General features: G+C 63.4%; 14 protein-coding genes. 6 read left to right on the top strand and 8 right to left on the bottom strand.

The features are described 5' to 3' along the window. The first annotated feature begins 94 nt into the window (after window positions 1-94). Together LNV09_RS09490 and pbpC are read left to right on the top strand one after the other, a co-directional pair. A complete protein-coding gene (locus tag LNV09_RS09490; RefSeq protein WP_263556857.1) occupies window positions 95-6,013 on the top strand; it encodes an alpha-2-macroglobulin family protein in 5,919 nt (1,972 codons plus the stop codon). Beyond that, a complete protein-coding gene (gene pbpC, locus LNV09_RS09485) occupies window positions 6,010-8,148 on the top strand; it encodes a penicillin-binding protein 1C (protein ID WP_263556856.1) in 2,139 nt (712 codons plus the stop codon). The genes LNV09_RS09490 and pbpC overlap by 4 nt, the downstream gene beginning before the upstream one ends. On the opposite strand, the gene ydiK is transcribed toward pbpC, so the two are convergent. Beyond that, window positions 8,141-9,232 carry an AI-2E family transporter YdiK gene (gene ydiK / locus LNV09_RS09480; RefSeq protein WP_263556855.1) on the bottom strand — a complete coding sequence of 364 codons (1,092 nt, stop codon included), beginning with the start codon at window positions 9,230-9,232 and terminating at the stop codon, window positions 8,141-8,143. The two genes, pbpC and ydiK, sit on opposite strands and share 8 nt — an antisense overlap. Window positions 9,233-9,313: 81 nt before the next feature. Between ydiK and LNV09_RS09475 the strand changes: the two genes are divergently transcribed. From LNV09_RS09475 to LNV09_RS09460, 4 genes are all read left to right on the top strand, one after another. After that, window positions 9,314-9,808: an aminoacyl-tRNA deacylase gene (locus LNV09_RS09475; protein ID WP_263556854.1), complete on the top strand. Its 495-nt coding sequence runs from the start codon at window positions 9,314-9,316 to the stop codon at window positions 9,806-9,808. Window positions 9,809-9,883: 75 nt separating this feature from the next. Next, on the top strand, window positions 9,884-10,600 hold the full coding sequence (gene plsY / locus LNV09_RS09470; protein WP_263556853.1) for a glycerol-3-phosphate 1-O-acyltransferase PlsY: 717 nt from the start codon (window positions 9,884-9,886) through the stop codon (window positions 10,598-10,600). A 1-nt stretch (window position 10,601) separates the two neighbouring features. Then, window positions 10,602-10,949 carry a RidA family protein gene (locus LNV09_RS09465; RefSeq protein WP_263556852.1) on the top strand — a complete coding sequence of 116 codons (348 nt, stop codon included), beginning with the start codon at window positions 10,602-10,604 and terminating at the stop codon, window positions 10,947-10,949. 45 nt (window positions 10,950-10,994) lie between these two features. Next, window positions 10,995-11,414, top strand: coding sequence for a glutaredoxin family protein (locus LNV09_RS09460; protein WP_263556851.1), 420 nt, complete (start codon window positions 10,995-10,997; stop codon window positions 11,412-11,414). Between the two features lie 386 nt (window positions 11,415-11,800). Here LNV09_RS09460 and LNV09_RS09455 read toward each other — a convergent pair whose 3' ends face one another. The 7 genes from LNV09_RS09455 to LNV09_RS09425 form a co-directional block, all read right to left on the bottom strand. Next, window positions 11,801-12,082, bottom strand: coding sequence for an energy transducer TonB (locus LNV09_RS09455; protein WP_263556850.1), 282 nt, complete (start codon window positions 12,080-12,082; stop codon window positions 11,801-11,803). Window positions 12,083-12,198: 116 nt separating this feature from the next. Next, window positions 12,199-12,543: an energy transducer TonB gene (locus LNV09_RS09450; protein ID WP_263556849.1), complete on the bottom strand. Its 345-nt coding sequence runs from the start codon at window positions 12,541-12,543 to the stop codon at window positions 12,199-12,201. Between the two features lie 44 nt (window positions 12,544-12,587). Then, window positions 12,588-14,135, bottom strand: coding sequence for a methyl-accepting chemotaxis protein (locus LNV09_RS09445; protein WP_263556848.1), 1,548 nt, complete (start codon window positions 14,133-14,135; stop codon window positions 12,588-12,590). 115 nt (window positions 14,136-14,250) lie between these two features. Further along, a complete protein-coding gene (locus LNV09_RS09440; RefSeq protein WP_263556847.1) occupies window positions 14,251-14,883 on the bottom strand; it encodes an L-threonylcarbamoyladenylate synthase in 633 nt (210 codons plus the stop codon). 36 nt (window positions 14,884-14,919) lie between these two features. Further along, a complete protein-coding gene (locus LNV09_RS09435; RefSeq protein ID WP_263556846.1) occupies window positions 14,920-15,810 on the bottom strand; it encodes a 3',5'-nucleoside bisphosphate phosphatase in 891 nt (296 codons plus the stop codon). Window positions 15,811-15,833: 23 nt separating this feature from the next. Then, the gene (gene recJ, locus LNV09_RS09430) at window positions 15,834-17,585 is read right to left on the bottom strand and encodes a single-stranded-DNA-specific exonuclease RecJ (RefSeq protein ID WP_263556845.1); all 1,752 of its coding nucleotides are present in this window, start codon (window positions 17,583-17,585) and stop codon (window positions 15,834-15,836) included. Continuing rightward, on the bottom strand, window positions 17,582-18,514 hold the full coding sequence (locus LNV09_RS09425; RefSeq protein WP_263556844.1) for a hypothetical protein: 933 nt from the start codon (window positions 18,512-18,514) through the stop codon (window positions 17,582-17,584). The genes recJ and LNV09_RS09425 overlap by 4 nt, the downstream gene beginning before the upstream one ends. Between the last annotated feature and the right edge of the window lie 42 nt (window positions 18,515-18,556).

Below are 18,556 nucleotides of genomic sequence, written 5' to 3'. Positions count from 1 at the left end.
GCGCATCAAATGCTGAAGCGAGTGCTTGGGCGAGCCCGCTGTGCAGCAGTTGGCACTAGACTTGCCGCTGCTGTGAGCAAGCCTGGGAGGGCAGATGAAACGCTGGATGGGTCAAATATCAAAACATGCGGGTTTGCTGGGCGGGTTGGCTTTGCTGGCGCTGACCAGCGCTCACGCCACTTCCATCACGATCAGCCCCAGCGGTGAAGTCGCTGAGGTCAGGCAAATCAGGCTGGGTTTCTCGGAGGCGGTGGTGGCCGCCGGCGACCCGCGCTTGCCGGCGCCGGCCGCCCTGCATTGCGACGGCGCAGCCGGTAGCCAGCGCATCAGCGGCAGCCCTCGCTGGGCCAGCGCCCGAGAATGGTTGTTCGATTTGAACGAACCCTTGGCGGCCGGCTTGAAGTGCCAAGTCTTGCTGAAAGACGACTTCAAACCCATCGGCAGCGCCTTGACTGGCCCGCGTGAATTCGGCTTTAGCACCGGCGCAGCGTTTGTTGTTCAGACCTGGCCCTGGTCGGGCAGCCAGATCGAAGAGGATCAGCATTTCTTGTTGAAGCTCAACGGCGCCTTGACGGCGGCGGAAGTCGCCAAGCGTGCTTGGTGCGAGGTCGAGGGTTTGGGTGAACGAGTTCCGGCCTTGGTGGCGGATGAAGCAGCGCGCACGACAATTCTTAAGTCACAGCAGATTACCAAGAACGCCGATCGACACTGGCTGCTGCACTGCCAGCGCCCATTGCCGGCCGGGGCCAAGCTGAATTTGGTCTGGAGCCACGGCAAGGTGGGCGCGACACAGCGCTTTGAGTACCAGGTGCGCCGCCCCTTCACGGCGGATTTTTCTTGCGAGCGCGAGCGTGCCAACGCGCCTTGCATACCGGTGCGCCCGCTGCGCTTGCTGTTCAGCGAACCGGTGCCGCGCGAGCTGGCGCTCAAGGTGCGGCTCAAGCCCTCGAGCGGCGCTGCGCTGGCGCCCAAGCCGGCGGCGCAGGACAAGGCGCCCGAGCTGAGCGAGTTGCAATTTCCAGCGCCCTTGGCCGAGAACGCGCAGTTCATGCTCGAGTTACCGGCCGGCCTGAAAGACGTCAGTGGCCGTGTGCTGAGCAATGCAGCGAGCTTCCCTTTGAAGCTCAGCACCGGCGCCGCGCCGCCTTTGGCCAAGTTTGCCGCTGCGCCGTTTGGCGTGATCGAGCGCGACGCGGACGGTCCGGCCTTGCTGCCGATCACGATGCGCCACGTACAGGCCGATTGGGCGGGGGGCAAAAATGCCGGCAAATCGCCGGGTGAAATCCGCGTCAAACGCCTGCAGAGCGACGCCGAGGTGCTGGCCTGGTACGCCAAACTCAAGCGTTACCACGAGGCCACGATGACAGCGCGCGAGCTGGGCCTGCCGCCTTCGCTATGGGAGGAAACGCTTAAGTCGGTGGACGAAGCTGGCAAAACACATAGTCAAACGACGACGCGCTACGTTCACACGCGCGAGGTCGAGTTGTTGTCGCGTGAACCCGGCACGCAGGTCTTGGCGCTGCCGCCGACGCCCTTGGCTGCGGACGCGCAGGCGCGACCCTTCGAGGTGATCGGCCTGCCGCTGGCCGAGCCCGGCTATCACGTGGTCGAGCTGAGTTCGGCCAAGCTCGGGCGTTCCTTATTGGACAAGGATGCGCCGATGTATGTGCGCACCGGCGTGCTGGTGACCAATCTGGGCGTGCATTTCAAATGGGGACGCGAGAACAGCCTGGTCTGGGTGACGACGCTGGACCGTGGCCGGCCGGTGTCGCAGGCGGATGTGGTCGTCAATGACTGCACCGGCAAGCCGCTGTGGAACGGGCGCACCGACAGCCAAGGTTTGGCCAAGGTCCCGCTGGCACTGGTGGCCCCGGACTGGAATGATCGGCGTTGTGTGGCCGAGCGGGGGTTTTTTATCACCGCGCGCAAGGCCGATTTGGATATCAAGAAGCCAGCCGACATGGCCTTTGTGTTCAGCAACTGGAACCGCGGCATCGAGAACTGGCGCTTCGGCCTGCCCACTTCGAATGGCCCTGAGCCCGATGCGCGCGCCCACACGGTGCTGGACCGCAGCCTGCTGCGTGCCGGGGAGACCGTGTCGATGAAACATTTCTTCCGGCTCGAGACCGCGCAAGGCCTCAGCTTGGCCAGACCGGAGCTCTTGCCCGACCGGGTCAAGCTGATTCATGAGGGCAGCGGCCAGCAGATCGAGCTGCCGCTGACTTGGCCGACAACGCGCAGCAGCAACTCGCAGTGGCTGATTCCGGCCAATGCCAAGCTCGGTACGTATCGGATCAGCTTGGAGCGCGGCAAGGTCGACTCGCAGCGCGGTCGCAGCTGGCCCAGCGGCGATTTCAGGGTCGAGGAATTTCGCGTGCCCTTGATAGCCGCGCGCCTGAGTGGCCCCAAGGCATTGCCGGTGAACCCCAGCGAGCTGCGCATGTCGGCGCAGCTGAACTATACGGCCGGCGGCGGGCTGGCACAGGCGCCGCTCAAACTCAGCGCCATGTTGCGACCCAGAGCCTTGAGCTTTGCGGGCTTTGAAGAGTTTGTGTTTGAGCCGCCGCGCGAGCGAGGTGCGAATGAGTCCGCCTATCAAGCCTATCAATCCTCTCAAGAGCAAGTGGACGGCGAGAGCGAGAGCCGCCCGGTCCAGCGCGACGGCAAATTGGTCGTCGACAAGCTGGCTGGCTCGACCGATCGCAACGGCGCGGCCGAATTCTTGCTAAAACCGCTGCCCAAGATAGCGCGTGCCAGCGAGTTGCTCGCCGAGTTGAGCTATCAAGATCCGAACGGCGAGACCAAGACGGTGGCGCAACTGCTGCCGCTGTGGCCGTCCCAAGTGGTGCTGGGTTTGCGCAGCAAGGGCTGGATCAGCAACGCTGACGGCAAGCTGAGTTTCAGCGCGCTGGCGCTGGATACGGCGGGCAAACCGCTGGCCGGCCAGGCGATCGAGGTGAAGGCGCGTTTGAATCAAATGATCAGCTCGCGCAAGCGCATGGTTGGCGGCTTCTACGCCTACGACAACCGCAACGAGGTCAAGGAGCTCGGCGTGGTGTGCAGCGGCAAGAGTGACGATAAAGGCTTGCTGGCCTGCGAGGCCAAGCTTGACGTGGCCGGCGAGGTGGAGTTGGTGGCGAAGGCCGTGGACGGTGATGGCCGTGCGGTGCAGGCGGCCAGCAATGTTTGGGTAACCCGTCAGGGTGAGCTTTGGTTCGAGCAAGACAATGACGACCGCATCGATGTGCTGGCCGAGAAGAAACGCTATGAGCCGGGTGAAACGGCGCGGCTGCAGGTGCGCATGCCGTTCCGGGAGGCGACCGCGCTGGTGGCGGTGGAGCGTGAGGGCGTGATTGAAACCAAGGTCGTGACGCTGCGCGGCAGCGATCCCACCATGGAGCTCAAAATTGACAAGGCCTGGGCGCCTAACGTCTATGTCAGCGTGTTGGCGCTGCGCGGGCGGGTGTTTGAAGTGCCCTGGTATTCCTTCTTCCGCTGGGGCTGGCGCGCGCCGGTGGATTGGTGGCGCGCGTTCAGGGAGGGCCGCGCGATGCCCGCACCGACGGCGATGGTGGACCTGGCCAAGCCGTCCTTCAAGCTCGGCGTGGCCGAGCTGCAAGTCGGCCTGGCCGAGCATCAGCTGCAAGTGACGGTGACGACCGACAAGCCGCAGTACAACGTGCGCCAGAGCGTGCAGACGCGCGTCAAGGTGAGCCAGAACGGCCGGCCGCTGGCCGACGCCGAAGTGGCGTTTGCGGCGGTCGATGAGGGCCTGCTGGCGCTGCGCGGTAATGCGTCCTGGGACTTGTTGCAGGCCTTGATTCAGCGGCGCGGCTGGGGGGTGGAGACGGCCACCGCGCAGAGTGAAATCATCGGCCGGCGCCACTACGGTCGCAAGGCCGTGCCGGCAGGCGGCGGCGGCGGGCGCGCACCGACGCGCGAGTTGTTCGATACCTTGCTCTTGTGGCGGCCGCAAGTAAAGCTTGACGCCAATGGCGAGGCGGTCATCGACGTGCCTTTGAACGATTCGCTGACCAGCTTCAGGCTGGTGGCGATTGCCGACGCGGGTGCGCAGAAATTCGGTACGGGCCAGGCCTCGGTGCGGGTCACGCAGGACTTGCAATTGCTGTCCGGCCTGCCGCCCTTGGTGCGCGAAGGCGACCAATTCCAGGCTGCAATGACGCTGCGCAACAGCACGACGCGCGAGATGAAGCTGCGGGTGACTTTGCAGGCCTCGGACCTGACCAAAAGCCCGCCCGCGCAAGATCTGACCCTGGCGGCCGGTGCGGCCCGCGAGTTGCTGTGGCAGGTTCTAGTGCCTGAAGGCGAAGGCAAGGGCGAGGGCGAGGGCGAGCTGACCTGGCAGGCGCAGGCGCAGGAAATAGGCGGCGCGGCGCGGGATCAGTTGAAGATCAAACAGCGCGTATTGCCCGCTGTGCCTGTGCAGGTCTTGCAAGCCAGCCTGAGCCAGCTGGATGGCGCGATGAGCCTGGCCGTGGCGCCGCCCAAGGATGCCTTGCCAGAGAACGGTGTCAAACGCGGTGGCGTCAATGTGCTGCTGCAGGCCCGCTTGGGCGGCGATTTGCCGGGCCCCAAGCGCTTCTTCGAGACTTATCCCTATAGCTGCCTGGAGCAGCAGACCTCGGTTGCGATTGGCCTGCATGATTCCGCGCGTTGGCAGGCACTGATGAACCGCCTGCCCGGCTATTTGGACGCTGACGGGCTGGCCAACTTCTTCCCGCCGCGCGAGGGTGAGCGTGCCGGCGGCAGTGACAGGTTGACGGCTTATTTGTTGGCGGCCGCACATGAGGCAGGGCGCGAGCTGCCGGCCGCGCCAAGAGAGCGCATGCTGGATGGTCTGAGTGCCTTCGTCGAGGGCCGCGTCTTGCGCAAGAGCTGGTCACCTCGCAGCGCTCAGCTGGACGCCGAGGTGCGGCGTTTGGCCGCGCTGGAGGCCTTGTCGCGCTATGGGCGGGTTAGTGTGGCCGGCATGGGCACGGTCGATGGCCGCAACTTGTCGACCTGGCCGACCGCAGCGGTGATCGATTGGCTGAGCCTGAACCGGCGCAACCTGAAGGCCCCGCAGCGTGAGCAGCGCATCACTGAGGCGCAAGCGCTGCTGCGCAGCCGGCTCAACTATGCCGGCACCCGGCTGAGCTTCAGCAACGAGGATTCGGATGCCTGGTGGTGGCTGATGGACAGCGGCGACGGCAATGCGGCGCGACTGCTGCTGGCCGCCATGGATGATCCGAGCTGGAAGGACGAGCTGCCGCGTTTGCTGCAGGGTCTGCTGGGTCGCCAGGTCAGGGGTGCATGGGTGACGACAACGGCCAATCTCTGGGGCGTGCTGGCGCTGGATAAGTTTTCGGCCAAGTTTGAATCGGTCAAGCCGAGCGGGCAGACGCTGGCCTCGCTCGGGGGCAAAAGCCTGACGCAGGACTGGAGCCGCAAGCCCGATGGAGGCGCGCTCTTGCTGCCCTGGAGCGAGGGGCAATTGAAGCTGCAGAGCCAAGGTAGCGGCAAACCCTGGGTGACGATTCAGTCGCTGGCCGCCGTGCCTTTGAAGGAACCCTTGAGCGCTGGCTACCGGATCACGCGCGAGCTGCTGCCGGTCGAGCAAAAAGTGGCCGGGCGCTGGTCACGCGGCGACTTGGTGCGGGTGCGCCTGCAGCTGGACGCGCAGGCCGATATGACTTGGGTGGTCTTGTCCGACCCGCTGCCGGCCGGTGCTGCGATCATGGGTTCGGGGCTGGGCGGCGATTCGAGCCTGGCCTTGCAGTCGTCTGCCAGTGCCCCGGCGCTGATTGGACGCCGGCCTAGCTATGAGGAGCGCAGCTTTGAGGCCTGGCGCGGCTACTTCGACTTCTTGCCACGCGGCAAGCATGAGTTTGAATACACCGTGCGCTTGAACAATGCCGGGCGCTTCTTGCTGCCTGGCACGCGCGCCGAGGCGCTTTATGCGCCGGAGCAGTTCGGCGAATTGCCGCAGGGGGTGCTGGAGGTCGCACCTTGATCGGCCGCTGGCTTGGCCTGCTGGCTTTTGGGCTTGGTCTGGCATTGCCTGCCTGGGCTCAGCCGAGCTTTGAGCAAGTGCGTGCGGCTCACCGAGTTTCGGACTTCACGCTGCTGGCCGCTAACGGCGAAGCGCTGCAGACGCTGCGTCTGGATCACCAACGCCGCGCGCTCGATTGGGTGGCGCTGGAACAGGTCTCGCCGGCCTTGCTGCAGGCCTTGTTGCTGGGCGAGGACAAGCGCTTTTACGAGCACAGCGGTGTCGATTGGAGCGCGGTGGCGCGCAGTGCCTGGGGCAATCTGGTGAACACCCGCAAGAACGCAGGCACTCAGGGCGCCTCGACGCTGACGATGCAATTGGCCGGCCTGATCGATGCCGGTCTGGCGCGGCCGGCAAGCGGGCGCAGCCTGCCTCAAAAGCTCGGCCAGGTCTGGTTGGCCGGTCGCCTGGAGCGCCAATGGAGCAAGGCGCAGATTCTGGAGGCCTACCTGAACAGCGTGCCTTTTCGTGGTGAAGTGGTCGGTATCAATGCCTTGGCGCAGACCCTGTTCGCCAAGCATCCCAGCGGGCTCAGCCCCGAGGAAGCCGCGCTGGCCGCCGCAATGCTGCGGGCGCCGAATGCTTCGGCCGTGCTCTTGGCGCAGCGCGCCTGCGGCTTGCTGCAACTGATGGGGCGCGCACAAGCGCAGGGTTGTGCCGCACTCAAGGGCGACACCGAGGCCTTGCTGGCGCGCCGCCCGGCCAAGCCGATGGGCGAGCAATTGGCGCCGCATTTCGCCCGGCAGATCTTGCGCGCCGACGGCCCCGCCCAGCAACGTAGCAGCCTGGATGCGGGCCTGCAACGTTATGCCTTGATGCTGCTGAAGCAGCAGCTGGCCGAGTTGTCGGGCCGCAATGTCGAGGACGGCGCGGTGCTGGTGCTGGACAACGCCAGCGGCGCGGTGCTCGCCTGGGTCGGCTCCAGCGGCGAGCTGTCCAGTGCGGCCCAGGTTGACGGGGTGCTGGCAAGGCGCCAACCGGGTTCGACTTTGAAGCCCTTCATTTACCAGCTGGCGCTGGAAAAGCGCCTGATCACGCCGGCCAGCTTGCTGGATGATTCGCCGGCGCAGATCAGCACGCCGGCGGGCCTGTATTTGCCGCAAAACTACGACCACGAATTCAAGGGTTATGTGTCGGCCCGTAGCGCACTTGGCAACAGCCTGAACGTGCCGGCGGTGCGCTTGACGGCAATGTTAGGCGCCGAACAAGTTTTCGAGCGCTTCAATGCGCTGGGCCTGGCCTTGCCCGAGACCAGCGGCTTCTACGGCCTGTCACTGGCGCTGGGCAGCTCGGACGTCAGCCTGCTGGCGCTGAGCAATGCCTATCGCGCGCTGGCGAATGGGGGGCAGTACAGCCCGGCGCGCTTGCGCTCGAGCGACCTCGTACCGCCACCGCGCCGCGTCAGCACGGCTGCGGCCAGCTTCATCGCTGCCGATATGCTGGCCGATAACACCGCGCGTGCCCGCACCTTCGGCTTCGACAGCGTGCTGGCCACGGCCGGCTTTGCGGCGGTCAAGACCGGCACCAGCAAAGACATGCGTGACAACTGGTGCCTGGGCTTCACGCAGCGCTACACGATTGGCGTTTGGGTTGGCAATGCCAGCGGCGAGGCGATGCATGGGGTCAGCGGGGTCAGTGGCGCAGCACCCGTCTGGGCCAAGCTGGCCAGCTATTTGCACCGAGGTCAGCCCTCCAAGCCGCCGCAGCCGCCGGCCGGCCTGGTGCAGCAGCGCGTCGACTTTGACGCCAATTTTGAAGGTGAGCGTGAGCCGGCTCGGCCGGAATGGTTCATCCGGGGGACTGAACAGAGTCGCATGCTGGCCACAGCGCAGTTGCGCTCGAACATGGCCATGGGCATCAGCAACCCGCTGAACGGCAGCATTTACGCGCTCGACCCTGACATACCGCCTCAGGCGCAGAAGATCCGCTTCGAGGGGCAAGCCGGTCAGTGGGAATTGGACGGCAAGCTACTGGGGCGCGGCAGCCCAATGTCTTGGGCTCCAAGGCCTGGCCAGCACGGGCTGCGCTTGCTGGACGAGCGGGGGCGGGTCTTGCAGCAACTGCGCTTTGAGGTGCGCGGCGCCGTGCTCAAATAGGCAGGTCCTTGCTGTCGGCCGTGACTTCGGATGCCGGCAAGTCATCCCCGATCCATGCATTCAGCAAGGTGTAGGTCACGGCCAATACCACCGGCCCGATGAAGAGACCGACCAAGCCGAAGGCGAACAAGCCGCCGATGACGCCCGCAAAAATAAGCAGCAGCGGCAGGTCGGCGCCTTTTTTGATCAACCAGGGGCGCAAGAAGTTGTCCATGGTGCCCACGACCATGGTCCACAGCAACAGCAGGGTTCCCCAGAGGTTGTCACCGCCCCAGTAAAGCCAGCCAACGGCTGGCAGCAGCACCGGTATGACGCCAATCTGCGCAAGGCACAGCATCAGCATCACGGCGGTCAACAAACTGGCAACAGGCACACCGGCGACCCACAGTCCCAGGCCGCCCAACACTGATTGCACCAAGGCCGTCACGACGATGCCCAGCGCCACGCCGCGAATCGCTTGGCCGGCCAAGGTGATCACCGCCTCACCCTGCTCGCCCGCGAGTCGGCGACCAAAGCCTCGTACGGTGCGGGCCGCGACTTCACCGTTGCTGTACAAAATACCGGCCAAGACCACGGTTAACAGAAACTGCAGGCCAACAAGGCCTAGGCTGCCGGCCTGTGCCGCCGTCCACCTGAACGCCACGCCCAGGTAGGGCTTGGCCAGGGCTACCAATGGCGCGATGCCGTCGACCGTGATGCGGTGCCAGGCGACGGCCAGGTTCTCTCCCACCAGCGGAACCGAAGCCAACCAAGCGGGCGGCTGCGGCAGATCGGACACACTCAATGACCCTGCCATCGCCACCACCTCGTCGGCATGAGACACGACAGTACTCAGCGCGATCGTCAACGGTACAAACAAGACCAGCAAGAGCAAGCTCACCATCACCAAGGCCGCCAAACTGCGCCGCCCCCACAAGCGTCGCTGCAGGGCCAGCATCATCGGCCAAGTGGCCACGACGATCATCGTGCTCCAGATCAAAGCCCCGATGAAGGGTGACAGTATCCACAGCGAAGTGAACATCAGCAGGGCGATGCTCAGGATGGCCAGCATTGTGCGAGTGAGTTCGGGCTTGGGGTTGATCATGGGGGCTGGGGTGTCGGGCTTGGGTGGCTGGATTCTGCCTGCAGCGCGCAAGCCTTCCGGTGGATCGGTGAAAATCAGACCATGGCCAAGAAACCCTCCCATGTCAGTGAGACGCCCGCGACTCAATTTTTGCGTCTGCACAAAGTAGCATTCACCGAGCATGTTTACGATTATGTGGAGCGCGGCGGTACCGCCGAATCGGCGCGTCAACTCGGTCTGCCCGAGCACAGCATCGTCAAGACCTTGGTGATGCAGGATGAAAGGGCGCAGCCTTTGATCGTGCTGATGCACGGTGATGCGCAAGTCAGCCTGAAGGCTTTGGCGCGCCAGATTCCTTGCAAAAAGATTGAGCCCTGTAAGCCCGAGGTGGCACAGCGGCATAGCGGCTATATGGTCGGCGGGACCTCGCCTTTCGGCCTGCGCAAGGCGATGCCGGTGTTTGTCGAAGCGACTATTTTGGCGTTGCCCAGCATTTGCATCAATGGCGGGCGGCGCGGCTTTTTGGTCGGCATAGACCCCAGAATCCTGCCCGAATTGCTGGCCGCAAAGGCAGTCAGCTGCGCCGGTGCAGACTAGGCGTATCGCGCGCTCGGCCGCAGTGCCGGACGGGTCGAGAAAATTTTGAACTCAAAGCAGCCACAATAGCGCCCCATGCAAGATCTACTTTTCCCTCTTCTGGCCGGCATCATCGGCTACCTCATCGGCTCACTGTCCTTTGCCGTCATCATCAGTCGCCTGATGGGTTTGTCCGATCCGCGCAGCTATGGCTCGGGCAATCCAGGGGCCACCAATGTGCTGCGCTCGGGCAACAAGGTCGCCGCCGTGCTGACGCTGTTGTTCGACGCCTTGAAAGGGTATGTCGCGGTTTTGTTGGTGATGATTTTCGGCGCCCGCTTCGGTTTGGGTGAAGGAACGGCGGCCTTGGTGGGCTTGACGGCTTTCCTCGGTCATTTGTGGCCAGTCTTCTTCCGTTTTAAAGGCGGCAAGGGCGTGGCGACGGCGGCCGGTGTGATCATGGCGTTGAACCCGCTTTTGGGCCTCGCCACGCTGGCGACCTGGGCCATCATTGCCTACTTCTCGCGCTATTCCTCGCTGGCGGCCTTGGTGTCGGCGGCCTTCGCGCCTATCTACCAGATGATGATCTGGGGCAGCGGCCCTATCGTCGGCGTCTTGATCGTGATTGGCTTGCTCCTGGTGTGGCGGCATGCCGAAAACATCAAGAAGTTGCTCAAGGGCACGGAGAGCCGTTTGGGCCAGAAGGCAGTCGGCGCGGTGCCTGCGGCCGATAGCAGCAAGAAACATCCGCACGGTGTCGGCCCGCATGCGCATGGCCATTCCCATAAACATCCAAAGAAGAAAGGCAATTGAAATGAGTATCGAGAGATTTGACGTCGGCGCCCGTATGTCCGAAATGGCGGTTTGCAATGGAGTGGTTTATCTGGCCGGTCAGGTGCCGGAAGACGCCAGCCAGGACATCACCGGCCAGACGGCGCAAGTCTTGGCCGCGATTGACGCCTTGTTGGCGCGCGCCGGCAGCGACAAAACCAAGATCTTGCGTGCGCAGATTTTCATCGCCGACCTGGCCGACTTTCCCGGCATGAATGCCGCCTGGGATGCTTGGGTGGTGGCCGGCCACACGCCGCCGCGGGCCACGGTCGAGGCCAAGCTGGCTCGCCCCGAGTGGAAGCTTGAGATTGTTGTGACGGCGGCGGTCTGAACCCAGGCCCAGTTTGCCGGCCCAGCCGCTCGCCGATGACCCGCAATGCCTACATCTGACACCAATGCAGCGCCTGCGCTGACTCGCAAAGGCCGAAACCTGCGGCGCTTGCGCGAATTCGCGCCCTTGCTGCTGATTGTGTTGTTGGTGATGGGAGCCTCGCAGTTAGCCCAGCATTGGCAGGCCCGCAGCCAGGGCGACTCGATGCGGACGCTGGCACGGCCCGGCGATATCGTCATGCTGTCCAGTACCGATTGCGTCTTTTGCCGCCGAGCGCGTAGCTGGCTGGATGCCGAGAAAATCAGCTACAGCGAGTGTTTCATCGAAACCAACGCGGCATGCGCGGAGCTATACCGCGCGCAGATGGCTCCGGGTACACCGACCTTTTTGGTCAGGGGTCAGCGAATGGTCGGCTTCGACAAGCAGCGCATGGTGGAACTGCTGGCGGCCGGCAAGAAGGCTTAGCCAGCGCAGCCTCAGCTCAGCCGCTTGTATCGCGCCCAAGCCTTCGGCAGCCTGCCAAACTCTTCCGGGTTTGTCTGCNTTAGCCAGCGCAGCCTCAGCTCAGCCGCTTGTATCGCGCCCAAGCCTTCGGCAGCCTGCCAAACTCTTCCGGGTTTGTCTGCGCAGCCTCAGCCTGGTCGCTGGTCGCGCGACCAGTCCTTCGCTAGCCTGGCTAAGCCTCCCGGCTTCGCCAGTGCGAGCTCAGCTTGTGCGCTTGTATCGCGCCCAAGCCTTCGGCTGCCTGCCAAACCCTTCCGGGTTTGTCTGTGCAGCCTCAGCCTGGTCGCTGGTCGCGCGACCAGTCCTTCGCTAGCCTGGCTAAGCCTCCCGGCTTCGCCAGTGCGAGCTCAGTCTTCGCTATTGAAGACGAGTTTGAGTTCGTGGGTCTGCTTTTCGCCGCTGCCTTCAAAGCGCCATTCCATCAGCGCTTCAATCACGGCTTTGTCGAACAATTTGGGCGGTGCCGCTTCCAAAATAACGACGTCAGTGACTTTGCCGTCAGGGCCGATCTGGATCTGAGCTTTCACCGAGCCCGAAGTGACACCCTTCTTGGTGGCAGCAGACGGGAATTCAGGTGGAACCTTCTTCAGCACCTTGGGTGCAGCAATAGCGCTGGTGGCAATCAGCAATGCGCTGAGCAGGCCCAGGCCCGCGCGAGTCCATTGAGTCAGGGGGGATTTGTTTTTTCTCATTGCGTTCCTTGGCTTGGCCTAATCTGCTATCAATCAATTCTTCCAACAGCTATTCATTCATTGAAGACGAGCGTCATCTCGTGCGTCCTCTTTTCACCGCTACCTTCGAAGCGCCATTCCATCAACGCGTCAATCACTGCGCGGTCAAAAATCTTGGGAGGCGACGCTTCCAGAATGGCAACGTCGGTGACCTTGCCGTCGGCGGCAATTGTTAGTTGCGCCTTGACGGTGCCGGATGTGATGCCTTTCTTGGCGGCCGCCGAGGGGAATTCTGGCGGCACCTTCTTCAACACCTTGGGCGCAGGCGCGGCGATCGCGCTGGCCGCGATCAACAAGGCGCTCAGCAGGCCAAAGCCGATACGCGAGAACTTGGGCAGGAATGAAGTCAGTAGTCTCATTGCTATCCTTGCGTGGTGCTAATCGATTATGGCTGCTGATCGCCTCAGTGGACGCGGAAAAATCCCACCGCTTCCAATAAACGTGAGGATGAACTGGTCAAGGCCTCGGTGGATTTACTCAGTGCGCTGACCAGCGAAGCGTTTTGCTGGGTGCTGCGGTCCAACTCGTTCATCGAGTGATTGACCACGCCGACGCCGGTGGCCTGCTCTTGCGCCGAGTGCGAAATCTCTTCGATCAGCTTGCCCATGTCATTGACTTCATTGACGACGCTGCTGATGGTGACGCCGGCATTGTTGACCAGGGCGGTACCGGTTTCAACCTTGACGGTCGACTCCTGAATCAAGACCTTGATCTCCTTGGCGGCACCGGCAGCGCGTGAGGCCAGGGCCCGCACCTCGGAGGCCACCACCGCGAAGCCGCGGCCATGCTCACCGGCCCGGGCCGCTTCGACCGCCGCGTTCAGCGCCAAGATATTGGTCTGAAATGCAATGCCGTCAATCACGCCGATGATGTCGCCGATCTTGTGCGAGCTGGCGCTGATTTCCTGCATCGTCGCCACCACTTGCGACACCACTTTGCCGCCGGCGGAGGCCGAGTTGCGAGCCTTGGTGGCGATGCCGGCGGCCTTGCGGGTCAGCTCGCTGGCACCGCTTAGATTGGCCGCAATTTCCTCGACTGAGGCGGCGGTGGTCTGTAGGCTGGAGGCTGAGCGTGCAGTGCGATCCGACAGATCAACATTGCCGTTGACGATTTGCCCTGTGCTCTCGGCCACATCATTGGCTGCAGCGCCAACGCTGCCGACCACGCCGGCCAAGGCTTGCTGCATCGCTTGCATCGAGTCCAGCATTTGACCCAATTCGTCCGAACCAGCGGCCTCAAATTGATGTGTCAGATCGCCATTGCGAATGGCCTCGGCGGCGGATTGCGCTTGTTTGATCGGGACCGTGATGGAGCGAACAATCGCCAGGCCACCAAAACTGCCGATGAGTGCGGCGACGATCACCAGCACCACCGTCACCAGGACCGAGTTGCGCGCCAACTCGCCGCCCGAGACAGCCAATTCGTTGGCGTTCTCGAACTGCAAATCGACCAGGCCCTTGAGCCCGTCTTGATAGCTTTGCTGTGCCGGACGCACATCGGTGATCAGGCTTTCGCGCGCTTCGTCGGGGCTGCCGTCAATTTGCACCTTGCGGAACTTGGCGATCGAGGCAAAGAATTTGGCCTGCGCATCTTTGATTTGACCCAGCAGTTCGGTCTCGCGGCCCTTTTCGGGGTTGCTCAACAGCGCAGCGAGTTGCTTTTCGCTTTCTTGCAGCGCGCCGTCAATGAGGGTTTTTTGTTTCTTGATGGCGCCCGCCGAATCCAAGAGCAGCAGGTCGCGCGATGCGCGGGCGACAATGCTGACCTGGCCTTCAAGCCCATTGGCTGCGGCGATTTTGACCAGGCTTTGCTTGGCTGTTTGGTCCAAGTCCTTGGCCAGACGATTGGCGCTGTACGCGCCATAGCCCCCGATGATGGTGAGCAAAATAATCAGCAAACCATAGCTCAATGCCAGGCGCTGACTGATACGCAGCTTGCTAAGGAAGTTCATGAGAGCGCTTTCTTCCATGCCGCGGCCAGCGGCTTCACCGTTCCACCCCATGTGGATTACGGTCGACCAAAGCTACATCGACTGCGCCCAAAACTTCTTGAGCGCTTTTCTCCGTTTAATCTGTGGCGAGGCCAAGCGTAACTGGATCGCCGCGCCCCAATCGAATGATTTGCGCCGTTTCGCCGGTCAAATCGATCACGGTGGTGGGCTCGAGCGGGCAGGCGCCGGCGTCGACGATGACTTGCAGCAGCCGGTCAAAGCGATCAGAGATTTCGCGCGCATCGTTCATCGGCTCGGTCTCTCCCGGGGCGATCAGCGTGGTGGCCAGCAGCGGTTGGCCGAGCAGGGCCAACAGCTCCTGGGTAACTCGGTGAGCGGGCACGCGCAAGCCTATGGTGCGGCGTGAGGGGTGCGAGAGCCGGCGCGGGACTTCCTTGGTCGCCTCCAAAATGAAAGTGAAAGGGCCAGGTGTTGCCAGCTTGAGCAGCCGGTACTGACTGTTGTCGACGCGGGCGTAGCTGGCCAATTCGCTCAGGTCGCGGCACAACAGGGTCAGATGATGCTTGTCGTCGATGCCGCGAATGCGCCGCAAGGTTTCTGCCGCCGTCTTGTCATCCAGCCGGCAGACCAGCGCGTAGCTGGAGTCGGTCGGAATCGCGCCAATGCCACCCGCATTGATGATCTGCGCGGCCTGCTTCAGGAAGCGTTGCTGCGGGTTGTCAGGGTGGACTTCGAAGTATTGGGCCATGGGGCAATTGTGTACTGCCTCTGAACCAAATGTCGGCTATTGCGTGCTGGCCGCAGGCCTATGGATGCGTGTATCCAACAGTTGCCAGATCGGACTCAGGCGGCCCGACAAATCCTTCAACTGGCCCAGGTCGGTGCGGCTTTCTTCGGGCGAGTGAAAGTCCGAGCCGCGCGAGGCGAGCAGGCCGAACTCCAAGGCGGTTTCGGTGTACTTGGCCGCGTCGGCGTCGCTGTGACTGCCGGTGACAACTTCGATGCCGCGCCCGCCATGATTGATGAACTCGGTGATCAAGGCGTACTCCTCGGTCGGCGTGAAGCTGTAGCGGGCCGGGTGGGCGATCACCGCCTGGCCGCCGGCTTCCAAGATCCAGCGCATCGCGTCGCTCAGGCGGGCCCAGCGGTGTTCGACATAACCGGGTTTGCCCTCGGTCAGGTAACGGCGAAACACCTCGGAGATATCGCCGCAATGGCCGGCCTCGACCAAAAAGCGCGCGAAGTGGGTGCGCGAGATCAACTCCGGGTTGCCAACGTATTTCAATGCGCCCTCGTAAGCGTCCCGGATACCGACTTGCGCCAAACCGGCGGACATCTCACGAGCGCGCTGCTCGCGCCCGCCACGGGTGTCGCGCAGACCCGCGACCAGAGCCTCGTTGCGATGATCAAAGCCGAGGCCGACGATGTGCACGACTTGGCCGGCGAAACTGACCGACACCTCGACGCCGGTTAGATAGGGCAGGCCCAAAGCCAGCGCGGCGTCCATCGCGCGTTGCTGACCCCCGACCTCGTCGTGGTCGGTCAAGGCCCAAAGTTCCACCCCGTTGGCCTTGGCGCGAGCGGCCAGCGCTTCGGGCTCCAGCGTGCCATCAGACACCTTGGAGTGGCAATGCAGGTCGGCATTGCTGAGGAGGTTGAGCGAGGTCGTGTTCACACAGCCATTCTAGAAGCTGAGGCTTAGGCCATCGCTTCAACAATCATTTGCACCCGTTGTTGCCCTTGGTATTCGTCTACGCTGAGCCGGTAAGCCATCTGCCCTTGGGCGGGCAGCGGCTCGATATGGCCGAACCAGATGGCATCACGTACAACGCCACCGCCTTGGCCAAGGCGCAGCCGCAGCTTCATATGTTTCTCGCCGACGATGCGCTGCGAGATGATTTCGACCGGGTCGCAAAACAGTGGTGCTTCAAACGCCTGGCCCCAGACCTGCGCCTCCAGTGCTTGCACGCTGGCCGGATTGAAATGCTCGGCCGCCAAAGGGCCGTCGGTGCGCAACGTGCGGGTCAGGGCGCTGGCGTCCAGCCATTCGCCGGCGACCTGGCGCAGCGCCGCTTCAAACGACTCAAAACCGCCGTCCGCCAAGGTGCAGCCGGCCGCCATCGAGTGGCCGCCGAACTTCTTCAGCAACTCGGGATGGCGCTTGCTGATCAGGTCCAGCGCGTCGCGCAGATGAAAGCCCGCAATCGAGCGGCCTGAGCCCTTGAGTTGCCCATCAGCGCCGCGCGCGAACACAAAGGTGGGTCGGTGCACGCGGTCCTTCAGGCGTGAGGCGATGATGCCGACCACACCTTCGTGGAATTCGGCCTCGAAGATCGCCAGCGCCGGCGGCGGCTCGCCGTTCAACCGCGGGTCTTGCAGCAGCGTATCGAGCTTGAATTCGGCCTGCTCACGCATATCGGCCTCGATCACGCGCCGTTCGCGGTTGATGGCGTCAAGCTGCTTGGCCAGTTCCAGTGCGCGGCTCGTGTCGTCGGTCAGCAGGCATTCGATGCCCAAGGTCATGTCGGACAGGCGGCCGGCCGCATTGATGCGCGGCCCCAAGGCAAAACCCAAGTCGAAGGCGTTAGCGCGGCGGCTGTCACGGCCGGCGGCGTTGAATAAGGCGGCCACACCGGGGTGCGCACGACCTGCACGCATGCGCTTCAAACCCTGCGCGACCAAGCGGCGGTTGTTGGCGTCGAGTTTGACCACATCGGCGACGGTGCCAAGTGCGACCAGATCAAGCAAGCCGTCGAGCTTGGGCTGACTTTGCGCATCAAAGCGGCCACGCGCGCGCAGCTCGCTGCGCAAGGCCAGCATCACGTAAAAAGCGACGCCGACGCCGGCCAGGTTCTTGCTTTCGAACAAGCAGCCTGGCTGGCTGGGGTTGACGATTGCCGCAGCGTCCGGCAGTTCGGTGACGCCGTCAAATACTGCCGGCAGGTGATGGTCGGTCACCAGCACCTTGAGGCCCAGCTTCTTGGCGTGCGCAATGCCGGCGATGCTGGCGATGCCGTTGTCGACCGTCATCAACAAAGCCGGCCGTGGCCCTTGAGCCAGGGCCAAGTCAACGATGGCTGGTGTCAGCCCGTAACCATGAATGGCGCGATCCGGCACCACATAGCCGAGCCGGGCCGCTTGTGCGCCGAGCAAGGCCAAACCCCGCAATGCGACAGTGCAGGCAGTGGCGCCGTCGCAGTCATAGTCGGCAACAATGCAGATGCGTTGTTCGGCCTCGATGCAGTCGGCCAGCAACTGAGCCGCCTCGCTGATGCCTTTCAAGCCCGAGGGCGGCAACAAACGCGCCAAGCCGTCATCCAGCTCGTCGGCATGTTTGACACCACGGGCCGCAAACAACTGCGCCAACAGCGGCGACAGCCCGGCTTGCTCAAGTGCCCAGGCGGCACGCGGCGCAGCGTCGCGCTGGATCAACTTTGGGCCAGCGCTCATAAGGCCCCCAGTGTTTTGGCCGTGTCGGCGCGTGGCGTCGACATTGACTGCCAAAACCGCTGCAGGCGAGGGCGCGGCTGCAAGGTCCAGGTACGCGCATGCCGTTCACCGCAAAGGGTCAAGCGCGGCCCTGCATCGCCGCGCCTCGCCTGCGCCAGCAGCGCTGCCACTGGGCCGCTGTCAAGCTCGACCCAGGCCTGGCTCCAGGCCTGCCAGTCGCCGGCCAGCAGCGGCTCGCGTAGCGCCTCCTCTATTTGCAAATCGGTGGGCAATGGGCCGCCGCGATTGACGCCGCAGCCACTGATCCAGACCGAATTCACGGGCAAGGCGCCCGCTGCTTCGCGGGCTTCGTTCAAAGGGTGGCCATGCAAGAGCATTTGCACTTCGTTTTGCAGCGATCGCAAGCGTCTGGCTTCGGGCATCCAGATGTCAACATTGCGCTGCAGTACCCGCTCCAGACTGGCGCTGCGCAGATCAGCCAAGCTGGGGTGTGCGATCAGCCATTGATAGGGCCCCAGCCACTGCGAGGCCCATCCTTCGGTATCTAACCAGAGCTCGGACAAGCTCTTGAAAAGGGCCCGCGACTCCGCCTCGGTCAGCGCCAGCGCCTGCGGCGGTAGGGCGGTGATCTGGTCGCTGCCGACCGACAAATGAATCGGTGTCAGCAAGGCCCAGGCTGTAGAAGCCGCGAGACGCTCCTGCAGGGACCAAGCGGCGGTGGCCAGGCAGCCGTCTGCTGCCTGGCAGCCGCGCAGTTGGGCCAGCGCCAATTCGAAAGGCGTGTTGAAGCTGTATTCGTCGCTGCCCAAAACCGGGCCGCTTGGCGCCAGCAAGGGCAACAACTGAGCCAGATGGGGCAAGTTCAACTCACCGAGCGTGTGGTTGGCGGCCTCGCCGACGGCGCTGGCATGGGGAATCATCAGATGCATGGGGAGGATTATCCGGGCAGCCTGAAGCTTGGCTGTGCTGGC

Source organism: Paucibacter sp. B2R-40 (assembly GCF_025717555.1).
In the GTDB taxonomy this organism is placed as follows: Bacteria; Pseudomonadota; Gammaproteobacteria; order Burkholderiales; family Burkholderiaceae_C; genus Paucibacter_A.
The sequence above is the reverse complement of the archived record's forward strand: the minus strand, read 5'-3'. Positions and strand labels throughout refer to the sequence as shown.

Coding starts and splice junctions, on each gene's coding strand:
- LNV09_RS09475 (WP_263556854.1), top strand. CDS start 9,314: ATGGCCAAGAAACCCTCCCATGTCAGTGAGACGCCCGCGACTCAATTT.
- LNV09_RS09425 (WP_263556844.1), bottom strand. CDS start 18,514: ATGCATCTGATGATTCCCCATGCCAGCGCCGTCGGCGAGGCCGCCAAC.
- LNV09_RS09450 (WP_263556849.1), bottom strand. CDS start 12,543: ATGAGACTACTGACTTCATTCCTGCCCAAGTTCTCGCGTATCGGCTTT.
- LNV09_RS09445 (WP_263556848.1), bottom strand. CDS start 14,135: ATGAACTTCCTTAGCAAGCTGCGTATCAGTCAGCGCCTGGCATTGAGC.
- LNV09_RS09490 (WP_263556857.1), top strand. CDS start 95: ATGAAACGCTGGATGGGTCAAATATCAAAACATGCGGGTTTGCTGGGC.
- LNV09_RS09460 (WP_263556851.1), top strand. CDS start 10,995: ATGCCTACATCTGACACCAATGCAGCGCCTGCGCTGACTCGCAAAGGC.
- LNV09_RS09440 (WP_263556847.1), bottom strand. CDS start 14,883: ATGGCCCAATACTTCGAAGTCCACCCTGACAACCCGCAGCAACGCTTC.
- LNV09_RS09465 (WP_263556852.1), top strand. CDS start 10,602: ATGAGTATCGAGAGATTTGACGTCGGCGCCCGTATGTCCGAAATGGCG.
- plsY (WP_263556853.1), top strand. CDS start 9,884: ATGCAAGATCTACTTTTCCCTCTTCTGGCCGGCATCATCGGCTACCTC.
- ydiK (WP_263556855.1), bottom strand. CDS start 9,232: ATGATCAACCCCAAGCCCGAACTCACTCGCACAATGCTGGCCATCCTG.
- recJ (WP_263556845.1), bottom strand. CDS start 17,585: ATGAGCGCTGGCCCAAAGTTGATCCAGCGCGACGCTGCGCCGCGTGCC.